This is a genomic window from Paenibacillus sp. USHLN196 (genome assembly GCF_037144955.1).
Classification (GTDB): Bacteria; Bacillota; Bacilli; order Paenibacillales; family Paenibacillaceae; genus Paenibacillus; species Paenibacillus xylanexedens_C.
Genome location: NZ_JBBCYH010000019.1, coordinates 25382 through 38290, shown reverse-complemented (window position 1 = coordinate 38290; position 12909 = coordinate 25382). Strand labels below are relative to the sequence as shown.

The following is a 12909-nucleotide window of genomic DNA, read 5'->3' as shown; positions in this document are numbered from 1 at the left end:
TTGGTTGTTCATTTTCCCATAAATATTCAGTAAATGATATTGGATGACGTGGGGTTGTCATAGGAGAAGACCATCCCGGTCACGGGTGACAGACGGGACAGCCTCTATATTGATTCCTTCAACAATTATTGATTCTTCTCAATGGCACGCTGGTAGATCTCAAGGTAATTACTCAGTCCAAGGCCATCGAAGCCTTTGACATACGAATCCCATTCCTTATCAATGCTCTTGCTGCCAATAATGAACTGTGCCATATTCGTCTGCACATAATCCTTGATTGCGGTAGTCAGTTGTGCAGCTGATTCCGTATCCTCTGGTCGAATAAACACGTTCGCAGGGTACACTTCTTTGGGTCCATAAGGTTCATACACACTGGTTGCTTGAGCCAGACGTGTACCGTAACCCTCTGCTTCTAATGGATTCTGTCCTTCTGCAAACAGATTACGGAACGTGTTGGACAAGTCATGCGCTCCGATCTGTGACCAGCTCTCGTTCACAACGACATTCGGATCACGCTCAGGCAGGTTGTAGTAGCTGTATTTGGCCGGCTCGCCATTGATGTTTTTCTCATCAGCATCTGCCTTCTTCCAGCCCTTGCCTTCGGTTGGACCATACTCCGCGTACAGTGCACCTTCCTCACTGAACATGTAGTCGACAATTTTGATGGCAGCAATCTGCTGTGCTTCTGTCGCTTTGTTCGTGATGGCAAACTCAAACTCACCTACGCTCTGTGTGGCGCCTGTCGTCTGCACCCCATCCGGCCCTTTCAATGGAGGAACGATCTCCCAGTGCTGGTGACGGGTGATGTCTTTGTCATAGGTATTCACGAGATAACTGACCAGCGCCGTCGTAATGGAGCCGACCACTTCATCGCCTTCCTTGTTGCCCAGTTGTCCGATGGCCTGATCATTTTGTGTAAAGGAAGCCGGATCAATCAGGCCATCTGTATACAGCTTGTTCATGTACTCCAGCCCTTTCTTCCAGCCTTCCTGATTAGCGGCAAAACTCACCTTGCCATCGTTCACGATCAGGTACTTGTCGTTATCATTGTAGATAAAGCTATTCATCAGGTAGGCATCAATGTTGCCATTCCATACATACTTGTTCGGTGCACCTGTAAGTGGAATCTCGTCCGCTTTCCCATTACCATTCGGATCTTGTGTCTTAAACGCCTTCAGAACGGTATACAGTTCATCTGTTGTGGTTGGCATTTTCAGACCCAAATTATCGAGCCACTCCGTGTTGATCCAGTATTTCTGTGCATACGTACAGTGGTAACATTCATTGAAGATTGGCAGCGCATAGATGTTGCCATCCGGTGCCGTGATGGCTTCTTTGAAGTATGGCTTCTCTTCCATAATCTTGGTCAGATTCGGACCATACTCCTTAATCAGATCCTGTAGCGGAAGGAACACGCCCTGTTTTCCATAGGTTTGTAGATCTGAGGTGGTGAACTTGCCGTGAAGAAACACTTCCGGATAATCACCACTGGCTAGCAGCAATTGTCTGCGATCCTGCAAGGCGTCCGTTGGGGCCAGATCCCACTTCAGGGTCACGTCGAACTTGTCTTCGATAAATTGGGTAAATTCATTCTCTTCCATGGACGCTTTGCCTTGCGGAGCAAAGAAGGTCATGGTGACAGGACCGCCGCTCTCCCCGCTACCGTCGCTACCACCCGATTCCTCGGATGAACTGCATGCGGACAACAAAACCATCGAAGCAAAGACCAGAAACAACATCGAAATCCAGGATTTTCTCAATCTGACTCCTCCTTTTTGTTCATAACGGCAAATGATTGGGTTGTAGTGCAAGCGTATAAAATCGACCCCGGAAGCCGGCGTGTTCACTCCACCTCCTTTCAAGAGGCAACCGGGCTTAATTCACAAGGATTAACCTTTGAGGGAACCAACCATGACCCCTTTGACAAAATGCTTCTGTACAAATGGATACATGATTAGAATTGGGATACTCGCAACAACGATCAGCGCATATTTCAACACCTGCTCGAACCCTTGGTCCCGCATCTGTTGGCTGGTATTGGCGAGCATCGCCGGATCAGCCGCGTTCAGGATGAGCAGATTGCGAAGCACGTATTGCAGAGGGAACAATTTCTCGGAACGCAGGTAGATCAGTGCATCAAAGTACGCATTCCAGTGGCCTACGGCATACATGAGTGTCATGACTGCCAGAATAGGCTTCGATAGGGGAAGAACCACACTGACCAGATATCGGATATCCCGACAACCGTCCATTTCCGCGGCCTCTCCAAGCTCTTCCGGGATGGAAGACTGGAAGAATGTTCTCGCCACGATGACCTGGAACACCGCGAGCGCCCCGGGCAGCCACATCGCCCAGCGTGTATCGAGCAGGTGCAAGTCCTTCATCAGGAGATAGGTGGGAATCAAACCACCATCAAAGAACATCGTGATCATCATGAAAATAATGATGGCCCCTCGTCCATAGAACGATTTTCGTGACAAAGGATACGCCAGCATGACGGTCAGCACCACGTTAATGAACGTGCCCACCACGGTGTAGATGATCGTGTTATAGAAACCGAGCATAAGCTGTTGGCTTTTGAAAATGGAGATGTACGCCTTGATATTAAAATCGACCGGGAACAGCCACACCTGACCGGAGGTCACGGCTCGTGAAGAGCTAAACGAAGAACTGATGATATACAAGAGCGGGTAAAACACCGTTAGCAGTATGGCGAACAGAAAGATGTAGTTAATTGTCATGAAAATACGATCACCGAGCGGGTCCTTGATCCGGTTACGATTAATCAGGTTGAACATGGATAAGCTCCTCCTTTACCACAAGCTGTTCTGGGATACTTTGCGGGATATGCCGTTGACGATAACCAGCAGGATCAGGTTGATAATGGAGTTGAAGAACCCTACTGCCGAGGAGAAGCTGAAATTCGCCCCGATCAGACCGACCTTGTACACATACGTGGAGATGACCTCCGAAGCGCTTGTGTTGAGCGGATTCTGCATCAGGTATATTTTCTCGAAGCCCACGCCCATAATGCTTCCCAGACTCAGAATCAGCATGATGACGGTGACTGGAACGAGTGTTGGAAGGTCGATGTGCCAGATTTTCCGAAGCCTTGATGCGCCGTCCATCTTTGCTGCTTCATAGAGAGATGGATCAACGCCAGCAAGAGCAGCGATATATATAATTGATGAATATCCCATGCCCTGCCACACACCTGACCAGACATATATCGATTTGAAGTATTCGGGAATACCCATGAAGTTGGTCATCGGAAAGCCGAGCAGTGTGAAAAGCTTGTCTACCACGCCCACATGCGGGGAGAGCATCAGAATGATAATGGATACCATGACAACCGTGGAGATAAAATGCGGAGCGTAGGTAACCATCTGTACGGTCTTCTTAAAGTAACCCGTTCGAATCTCATTCAGTGCCAGGGCCAGCAGGATCGGAATGGGGAAACCCGCAATTAAGGAATAGAAGCTGATGCCTATCGTATTCTTGATCAGTAGCCAGAAGTTTGGAGATTGGAAGAAAGCTTCAAAGTGTTTAAATCCGACCCACGGGCTTCCCCAGATTCCTTTGACTACACTGAAGTCCTTGAAGGCGATCTGGACACCCACCATAGGAATGTACTTGAAGATCAACAGGTACAACACCGGGGGCAGCACGAGCAGGTATAGCTCCCAGTGCTTCTTGAGGCTTTTGATGAATGGATGCTGCCGCTTGGGCTCCACATGTTTCCTCTGCTGGAGTTCCATCTTGGCGGGTATGCTTTCCGTAGCTCGACTCATTTGCGTCACTCCTTCTACACCTCAAGTGTAATAATACATTACATTCGTATCCCTTAAACATCCTTTTTTCTGTTCCTAGTTCCTTGTTTAACAAAGATGATGTAAACATTCATATCAGGTAGCGCTTTCTTGATTTGATAGTACCTCGTACAGTATTCTTTTATCAATTTGCAATTTTCTCCGACTTCTCTTTATTCTAAAAACCCTTATGTGGCAAGCGATTTCGGGCCATTTCTATTGGGAATTATGTCCCTTATGTATGAATATAAAAATCCCGGAGGCTGTTATATCTCCCCCGGAATTGACATGGCATTCTATGCGCTTGTGATCAATCTGAACGTATGTGTAATCGGCGCTTCACTCGTTGCAGCGGATTGGGGCAGATCCACAAGAAGTCCGTCGTCCGTCTGCTGATACGAAAGTACGTCATCGCTACCGATGAGTTCGATCCGCTCTACCTTTTCCAGATAAGGAATGATTAACTGTGGTTGTACGGTCTCATTCTCATTTCGGTATATACGGAAGGCATATACGGTGTTGATCTCTTCTTTCTGCGTGAAAGCCCAATCCTTCGTAAAATAAGGCCCGCATATCCGGGTTCCATAAACACCTTCTCCGTGAGTACCCAGCCATTCACCGAGGCCCTTGATGCCTCGAATTGCCCCTTTTGGCAGACGGCCATCCGGTTGCGGTCCTACATTCAGTGCCAGGTTACCACCTTTGGATACGACTTCGAGTAGAATATGTGCCAGCTGTCTTCCCGTTTTATACTGATCATCGAATCCAAAAGCAAAGGAGTTGCCCACTGTAATACAACTTTCCCATGGAATGTTCATCGGATGTTCCGGTATGGTCTGCTCGGGGGTAACGATATTCTCATACGGCCCACCCACGGTGCGATCTGCGGACAGGAGCCAAGGCTGGGTGGTCTGACGCGCCCGTTCCACGACTTCTCCCAGCCTGATATCCTGACCATGGCGACCTTCGCGCACCCAGCCGGCATCCAGCCACAGACATTCGATCCGTCCGTAATTCGTCAGCAGCTCCATGATCTGCTCATGTGTGAACTCCACGAATTTCTCCCACAGCCACGGATACTTATGGGGATCATACGAGGGCCCGCGCCACATATGACGACCACGTTCCATGCCCGGTGCCCAGTAATACGGGGTGTGCCAGTCCGCTTTGGAGAAGTACGCTGATATGCCGAGTCCTTTGGCCCGGAAAGCGTCAAATAGCGCTCGACAGATGTCCGCATACTTATGGGTATGAAAAGGCGTGTCCTTGCCTGTAATCCGGTAATCCGTCGTCTTGGTATCCCACATGCAGAAACCGTCATGGTGCTTGGTGGTGAACAGGAAGTATTTGAACCCGTTGTCTGCCGCCATCTGTGCCCATTCCTCGGGCTGGAAGCGAATCGGATTGAAGGTTTTGTTCAGATCGAAATATTCCCGTTTGAAATCTTCCATGTCATCCGTCCAGTCGATGTCATCGCGCGACCAATCGCCATCCTCGTCGCTCAGTGCCCAGGACTCCACGAGACCAAGCTGGGAATACGGCCCCCAGTGCATCATCAGCCCCAGCTTCTGGTCCTTGAACCACTCCAGCCGCTCATTCAGTAGTGGATCTTCCGGTTTGATCCACTCTTCCTCTTTGCTAAAATTGTGTACGCCGGCTTCGACGATCTGTTCTTCCTGCTCCAGTACGGTTTCTTTGGTTTCGCTCATCCTGATTCATCTCCTTTAGATTAGATGTCTCACGTTGGATACATAGCTTTACACTCGCCCACTGCGCGGTCAGAATAATCTTCCGATCGCTGTTATCCCCAGATTTTTATGATTATTTCCCTAGAGGGAAAATCCGGGGATAAAGGCGAGCGCTCCGCTTCTTCAGATTTCTTCTGCCCTCTCCGTTATCGTGTAAATGTTCAATTCAACTAAGAAGGACATCGTAAATCCTGTCGCTTTTAATGTGGTAGGATCTTCCGAAGCTTTTAGCTTTGCTGCTTCGGATAGGTTCTGTACCTTCCGTTTTGGCGTAAACGGTAAGATCAACTATTAAGGGCGTAGTAACTTCGTCGTTTTGAGTGTGGTGCCATCTGCAATCGCTATGGACCCAGGGTTCCTCTTTCCTATAATGAAATCCAAGCTGGCTGATCTTGGCGAATGCGTAGATGAATTTCTAAGGAACACAGGGCGTCTTATTTGGTCCTCAGGTCCTCTTTTTTAATTCTAAGGAACATTAGACACGTTATTTCCCAAGATTCCCTACCAAAAACGCTGTAATCGGCTGTTTATTCTGATATAGCGTGTGTCAGATTCCTTAGATTTCTGAAGAGGCTCCAAATCCTTGAATAAGACGTCCCAGATTCGTTAGCGCTCACTCCATGCTCTGCTCCAATCGCGGGCCGAGAGGACGACTACGCAACCCGCCCGGAGCGGAGCTTTTTATTGAAAAGGAGCATAGTGCTCATAACTCCGAGTACAGTAGCTTCCACTTATTGCAATGCTCCTTTTATATCGTGATTTCGCGGCCTTGGCGTGCTGATTCGTAGATGGCACATAGCATTTTCATCACTTCGACGCCGTCCTCTACTGGGCTAAGGGTTTCTTTACGGCCCTGCGTGCTGTCGATAAAATGGTTGATTTCATTGCGGAATGAGCCCATAAAGTCGAATGACTTGAAATCCACCTGCGGCGTCATGTTCAAAATGGTGTTGAATTTCTCGCCAATAATCGAAATTTCCGGCTCCAGCTCGGCACCGCCTTTGTCGCCATATAGTTTGACCGAGGTCTCATCCGCTTTGGCATGAAGCGTGAAGCTGACGTCCACGAGCAGGCTCGCTCCGTTCTCGAAACGAATCAGGGCATTCGCCATGTCTTCAACGGTGTTCTGCTTCGCATCATAGTCCGCTGCTTTGTAGAACGACAGATTGTTAATGTTCGAGCGGTTCCCCAATCGGTTGGACACGTTAGCGGAGACAGACTTTACCTTCGGTCTGCCCATCAGATACCAGCAGATATCGATCACATGCACACCGATATCGATCAGTGGGCCGCCGCCGGAGCGGTTGATATCCGAGAACCAGCCACCCGGATTGCCCAGACGACGCAGACTGGAGGCTTTGGCATAATAGATCTCGCCCAGTTCACCCTCGTCGATAAACTTCTTCAGAATCTGTGCATTGTCGCTATAGCGGCGAACAAAACCGACTTGCAGCAGCTTTCCGCTGCGATGAACTGCCTTCTCTACCTCGAGCGCATCCTCCACCGTTTGGCAGAGCGGCTTCTCACATAACACGTTTTTGCCTGCGTCGAGAGCAGCAATGCTAATCTCCGCATGGGAGTCGTTCCATGTACAGATGCTGACGGAATGAATCTCAGGCAGGGCGAGCAATTCCTTGTAATCGGTAAACACATGAGGTGCATTATATTGCTTCGCCACTCCTGCGGCACGTTCTGCATTCAGGTCACAGATAGCATATATTTCAACGTCCGGGTTACTGGCATAGGCTTGCAAATGGCAATCGGATATGGATCCGGCACCGATAACGGCGACTTTCAATTTGGACATAGTGCTGATTCCTCCATCGTTTTCATATGAATTGACTCAGGAAATTATAATATTCGGTTTACCGTAACGACGGTGAATGCTTGGACTTTCGGCCGCTGTTGTCTGCAAATTTTTTTTATTGACCGCTCTAGCGGTTGAAATCCGCAGACAAAGGCGGTCGCTAACGCTCCTACAGTTCCAAGCTTCCCCTCTGTTACTCACGCCTTCTTTAGAATTTGATTCAATTTTATTCATTTAAAACAAGTACTCAGCCCTATGCCTCTTCCCATAGGCGGCGGACGTTATCCATGGCAATGCGTGAGGCGGTTTTGCAATCCTCCATGCCTTCAAATTCAACCGAGATATATCCGTCATACCCGGATTGTTTCAACACACGGAATACCTCCGGCATGTCGATATCACCTTGGCCTACAATGGCTCCTCGTAGGTAGTTGCCATGCGAGGTTTGGAACCACCCTTCACCGGGATTCCGGTAGGAAGGTCTCCAGTAGAAGTCTTTGGCGTGCACGATCGACGCGTACGGAATATTATTTTTTACGGCACTCACCGGATCTTCATCCACACAGAGGAAATTGCCGACATCCAGTGTGGTCTTGAAGTTGCTCCGCGCTGTTTCGTGTAGCAAACGCTGAATTCGCTCACTCGACTGCACATAGTACCCATGGTTCTCCACGCTTGTTGTAATTCCAAAATCCGCTGCATAATCGGCTATCCGCTGACAGGCCTTCACCAGTACGGGTAGGTCAACCTCGAACTGTGCTACGGTTCCCTCAGGTGCAGGGCGGAAAGCCACGTCATGACGCATTAGCTTCACACCAAGCGCTGCTGCCACATCCACATGTCGCATCACATTCTGGATCTCTTGCTCCAATGCTTCAGCGTCCTCCTGCACAGCAAAGTTAGCGCCGATGGCATAATTAGAAATGTCGATCCCGACCTCTTTTGCCACAGCTTTAATCTCATCAATCAACTCCGGATTATCAATCAGACTGAATCCCATCGGAACAATCTCCACATGTTCCCCGCCCTGATCGGCGATCCAACGAATGGCATCCGGCACGGTTAATTCTTTGCGATCCAGTGCTTGTTGAAGACTGTAGGTGCTGAGTCCAACTTTCATTTTCCCTCATCCTCTCCTGTAGTCGATGTCCATACCCAACGTATACCTTTTTCCGGCGGACACGACAATTGCCAATAATCGTTTGGCTCTACTTTTTTCCTTTTCTAGCCCAAATCCGGTGTATCCACGAACGTTACGGCCTGATCATCCGTCTGATGTAGCTCGAATACCATGATTTCATTCTCACCTTCATGAAGAAGCGGGGCTGGTACATACAACGTTTTTTGCGGTCCTTTATTCCAGTAGCGCCCCAGGTTGAATCCGTTTACAAATACAACCCCTTTGGTCCAGTTATCCAGTCGCAGAAAAGTATCTCTTACATCCGTGATATCAAACTCTCCTCGATAAAATGCCGGTCCCTGTACTTCGCTAATCACATCGCTGAATTGCAAGCCCGACAGATCCGTTAAGGGAAGACAGTGAATCGTCCAATCATATAAAAATTGAAAGCCATGCCGCACCCCCTCCGTAATCCCCTTCGGATCTCTCAGGTACGGGCCATAGTTGATTCGACCCATATTTTCAACAAGGATCAATAGATCTGCGCCCTCTGGCGGCACTTCAAAGGAAATCGAAAATGCTGGATTTCCGCGTTCCAATACACCCTGCAATTGCCTATCAACAAACACAAGCGCACGGTCACGCACCTCCTGAACCACCAGTTCCTGTCGCTCCCTGGGCCCGGATATCCGGGTTTGATAACAAATAAAGCCATAATCCTGACCCAGCTTCTCCATCGGTTCCGGATTCGTACGCTGCACCGGGACTGATATCCGGTCCATCTGCGCCAGTAATGATGCCTGCTGATTCATCTCCACTCGCCCATAGGCGATGGTTCCCTTTGGTTCTGGCAGCACAAGCTCACCCATATCTTCATTGCTATACCGAGCAATTAGATCACGCACCGCATGGAATTTTGCTGTCGGCTCCCCGGATTCACTGAGCAGTGAATCGTAGTCGTAACTTGTAATCGTTGGTTCGTATTGATCCTTCTGCTGACAGTTCGCCCCGTTGTAAAATCCGAAGTTCGTGCCGCCGTGGAACATATAAAAGTTAACCGAAGCGCCTGCCCGGAGCATCTCCTCAAACACACCAGCCACATCTGCGGCTTCTCGGGTGTGATGCGACTCGCCCCAGTGGTCGAACCAGCCGTTCCAGTACTCCATGCACATCAAAGGTCCATCCGCCTGATATTCACGCAGCTTGGCAAACGCTCCCTCTGTCCCTGATCCAAAATTAGCCGTAGCCAGATGCCCTGGCACTGATCCCGCTTGCAGCATGTGGTCTGTCGGTCCATCTGAAGTAAATAACAACACATCCATACCGCGCTCCACCATGCCATCACGCAAATATCGCAGGTAACTCGCGTCATTCCCGAAGCTGCCGTACTCATTTTCAATCTGCATTGCGATGATCGGCCCGCCATTAGTGCTAAGAAGAGGTTTCAATTTGGGCAAAAGCACATCATAATAACGATCCACATTCTCCAGAAATTTTGTATCATTACACCGAAGACGGATGGCATCATCCGCGAGCAACCAGGAGGGCACCCCCCCAAACTCCCACTCGGCACATATATAGGGACTTGGGCGAACAATCACATGCAGACCCACATCTCCCGCAGTGCGAATAAATCGTTCCAGATCAGCCATGCCTTCAAAACAATACTGCCCCTGCTGTGGCTCATGAACATTCCATGGCACATACGTTTCCACTGTATTGAAACCGCAGGCTTTCAGCTTGAGTAACCGATCCTCCCAATAGTCGGGGACCACTCGGAAATAATGGATGGCACCCGATATAATCCGAATAGGCTCGCCATCATACATAAATTGTGAACCTTTATACGTCAGCACCGCCATTTTACAACCCTCCCCTCTCGCTCAGATATATGCCTAATCCAGACAACGTAGGGCACCATCTGGATTCATGAATGGTTAATCTCATCCTTCTCGATGTGACCTGTGGGAAACAGCAAATTCGCTTATACCCCACCACGGTCCCCTTGTAGAACTCTTCCCAACCACCATCTGCCCTCAGTGACTCCAGTGTAAAACGCTCAATCCGTTGGCCTGTCTGGATATGTTCCATCAGCACCACCCGGTCAAACGATCTTTCTTCCTGCAAATCCAGCTCGATCCAAGCCTGCTCCGTTCCTTCGTGCGGACACCAATACGTATCCCGTCGTTCCGTCAGCACCTCCGATACGGTATGTTGTTCATCCTTCGTCTCTGATGCTTTTACCAGCGCCTGCAAGGCCAAATTTTCCTGGAAAATGGTACGCAGTGAATCTCCCAATTCCTGTAGTCGCTCCACATCCGTTTCGTGAATGAGACCACGTGTATCCGGTGGCAGATTGAGTAAAAAGGTGGCGTTGCCCCCTACTGCGCCGTAATAGACGGCAAGCAATTCTTCCAATGTTTTGACCTGATCATCTTCACTGGCATGATAGAACCATCCTGGGCGAATCGAGGTATTTAAATCGGCAGGGTACCAGATCAGTTGCTCACCTTGGGAACGAATGACCTCTCGGCTTCCCAAATCACTGTCCTGCGTATTGATCCTTGTGGCAAACTCACCATCATCCACCTGTTGCGATTGCTCCTGAATCTTCTCATTATCCTGCATATGCGCTGGCACAACGCTCCATTCCGATTCCCGCGTATGCCCCGCTTCATTGCCGCACCAGCGAACATCCGGGCCACATACCGATATGACAGCCTCAGGCTGAAGTTCACGAATAAGCGCATAATAGGCGTCCCAGTCATAGACCTGCCTTTTGCCATTCGGACCCTCACCACATGCACCATCAAACCATACACAGAAGATGTTGCCATAATTCGTGAGCAGCTCGCGCAACTGATGGAGGAAAAACTCGTTATACCTCTCGGAATCTCCATACGTGGCTTCATGCCGATCCCAAGGAGACAGGTACACGCCAAACTTCAATCCGCCCTCACGGCAGGCATCGGCGACTTCCCGAACCAAATCCCCCGCACCGTTCCTCCACGGACTAGCCGCGACCGTATGCGCTGTAAACTGACTCGGCCACAAACAAAACCCATCATGATGCTTACACGTCAAAATTAGCCCCTTCATCCCCGCAGCCTTGCATGCCTGCACCCATTGCACTGCGCTCAGTTCAGAAGGATTGAAAATCGACGGGTCTTCCTCCCCAGTGCCCCATTCCTGATCCGTAAATGTATTTACCGTAAAATGAATAAACGCGTAGAACTCCATCTCCTGCCATCTCAGCTGGCGTTCGGATGGGCTGACCTGTGCTGCGGCCTTAATCCATTCGGCTGATTGCAGTTCATAATTCATGGCGTATCACTCCTTTTATTTAGTGCTCCCTATATCATTGGACCACCCTTGCTCGTACCGCCACTCAGTGCACTACTGTCCATGAACGGCTGTGATGCAAGCAATAACTTCTGCTTGGCTTCTGCAACCAAATGTGGATCAATGGGATAATTAAAGCTGCCTTTGTACCTCACGCCTGATCCCATATGGATTTCCGTGATACCCGTCTGACTCACTAGCGTTTGAATCCGCTCTATGGTGACCCCCGACCCTGCCATGACAGCGATGTTCAAGGTTTGCCCCAATTGCTGGAGTTGTTTCAGTTCTAGCATCGCTTCAGGCGCTGTCCGTTTTCCTCCCGATGTAAGCACACGCTCCACATTGCCCAATGTGTTAATGGTCTTGAGCGCCTCAGTCAGGCTTGTGCTCACATCAATTGCACGATGAAACGTAACGCCCAAACCCTGAGCTTCGGCCATACATAATTGCAAAGATATGAGGTCGACTTCACCAGCTCCTGTAAGAGCGCCGATCACGATGCCAGTGGCTCCAAGTTCCCTCGCCACGCGTACATCCCTGGTCATGGCGTGGATGTCATCTGCGCTATAGCGGAACGAACGGCTATGGGGACGGATCATGACATACACCGGAATGGATACCTGGGACACCACATGCTCCATGACGCCATAACTGGGGGTAAGTCCTCCTTCAGACATCGCAGACACCAGCTCAATCCGATCAGCCCCTCCCTCCTCAGCTGCTTTGGCATCTGCCGCATCCACAGCGATGACTTCCAATATAGGCTGTCTTTTCATAAGGATCGCTCCCTTCATCCATATTCATCATAAGACGCGCTCACATCAGAAATGCTTAACCTGCTTTCTCATCCGATCGTTCCAGCATTCATGAACATCACATCATCGTACTGGTACACTACACTGCTCCATGACATAAAGGACCGACAAAGCGCATCATCAGTGCTCCTGCGGTCCTCTATGGGCGACGGTCAGCTTCCAGATCGGCAAAGGATGACCTTCCTGAAAGGTATATGGTTTGTCCGCAATGATCTTCATGAATGGATTCTCCTTTGTGTGACCGGAATGGGGCTGGCAAATAGAGAGT

Annotated in this window: 9 protein-coding genes; all 9 read right to left on the bottom strand. The window is 49.6% G+C overall.

What is annotated here, in order from left to right:
• Positions 1-125: 125 nt before the first annotated feature.
• A complete protein-coding gene (locus WFI24_RS30140) occupies positions 126-1760 on the bottom strand; it encodes an ABC transporter substrate-binding protein (protein WP_336765548.1) in 1635 nt (544 codons plus the stop codon).
• A 129-nt stretch (positions 1761-1889) separates the two neighbouring features.
• A complete protein-coding gene (locus WFI24_RS30135; RefSeq protein WP_336765547.1) occupies positions 1890-2798 on the bottom strand; it encodes a carbohydrate ABC transporter permease in 909 nt (302 codons plus the stop codon).
• Between the two features lie 15 nt (positions 2799-2813).
• Positions 2814-3791 (bottom strand): ABC transporter permease, encoded by a 978-nt coding sequence (locus WFI24_RS30130; RefSeq protein WP_105602244.1) that lies wholly within the window; start codon positions 3789-3791, stop codon positions 2814-2816.
• 314 nt (positions 3792-4105) lie between these two features.
• Positions 4106-5518, bottom strand: a complete 1413-nt coding sequence (locus WFI24_RS30125) for an alpha-L-fucosidase (RefSeq protein ID WP_336765546.1) — start codon at positions 5516-5518, stop codon at positions 4106-4108.
• A gap of 787 nt (positions 5519-6305) precedes the next feature.
• Positions 6306-7364, bottom strand: a complete 1059-nt coding sequence (locus tag WFI24_RS30120; RefSeq protein WP_336765545.1) for a Gfo/Idh/MocA family protein — start codon at positions 7362-7364, stop codon at positions 6306-6308.
• 253 nt (positions 7365-7617) lie between these two features.
• Positions 7618-8484, bottom strand: coding sequence for a sugar phosphate isomerase/epimerase family protein (locus tag WFI24_RS30115; protein ID WP_145326361.1), 867 nt, complete (start codon positions 8482-8484; stop codon positions 7618-7620).
• Positions 8485-8588: 104 nt separating this feature from the next.
• Positions 8589-10346 (bottom strand): glycoside hydrolase family 35 protein, encoded by a 1758-nt coding sequence (locus WFI24_RS30110; RefSeq protein WP_336765544.1) that lies wholly within the window; start codon positions 10344-10346, stop codon positions 8589-8591.
• 1 nt (position 10347) lies between these two features.
• Positions 10348-11808, bottom strand: a complete 1461-nt coding sequence (locus tag WFI24_RS30105) for an alpha-L-fucosidase (protein ID WP_336765543.1) — start codon at positions 11806-11808, stop codon at positions 10348-10350.
• 29 nt (positions 11809-11837) lie between these two features.
• Entirely contained in the window at positions 11838-12602 is a 765-nt protein-coding gene (locus WFI24_RS30100) for a copper homeostasis protein CutC (protein ID WP_336765542.1), read from the bottom strand.
• Between the last annotated feature and the right edge of the window lie 307 nt (positions 12603-12909).

Bases quoted from the DNA above. Each gene is read 5' to 3' on its own strand.
- WFI24_RS30135 (WP_336765547.1), bottom strand. From the start codon at position 2,798: ATGTTCAACCTGATTAATCGTAACCGGATCAAGGACCCGCTCGGTGAT.
- WFI24_RS30130 (WP_105602244.1), bottom strand. From the start codon at position 3,791: ATGAGTCGAGCTACGGAAAGCATACCCGCCAAGATGGAACTCCAGCAG.
- WFI24_RS30125 (WP_336765546.1), bottom strand. From the start codon at position 5,518: ATGAGCGAAACCAAAGAAACCGTACTGGAGCAGGAAGAACAGATCGTC.
- WFI24_RS30120 (WP_336765545.1), bottom strand. From the start codon at position 7,364: ATGTCCAAATTGAAAGTCGCCGTTATCGGTGCCGGATCCATATCCGAT.
- WFI24_RS30115 (WP_145326361.1), bottom strand. From the start codon at position 8,484: ATGAAAGTTGGACTCAGCACCTACAGTCTTCAACAAGCACTGGATCGC.
- WFI24_RS30110 (WP_336765544.1), bottom strand. From the start codon at position 10,346: ATGGCGGTGCTGACGTATAAAGGTTCACAATTTATGTATGATGGCGAG.
- WFI24_RS30105 (WP_336765543.1), bottom strand. From the start codon at position 11,808: ATGAATTATGAACTGCAATCAGCCGAATGGATTAAGGCCGCAGCACAG.
- WFI24_RS30100 (WP_336765542.1), bottom strand. From the start codon at position 12,602: ATGAAAAGACAGCCTATATTGGAAGTCATCGCTGTGGATGCGGCAGAT.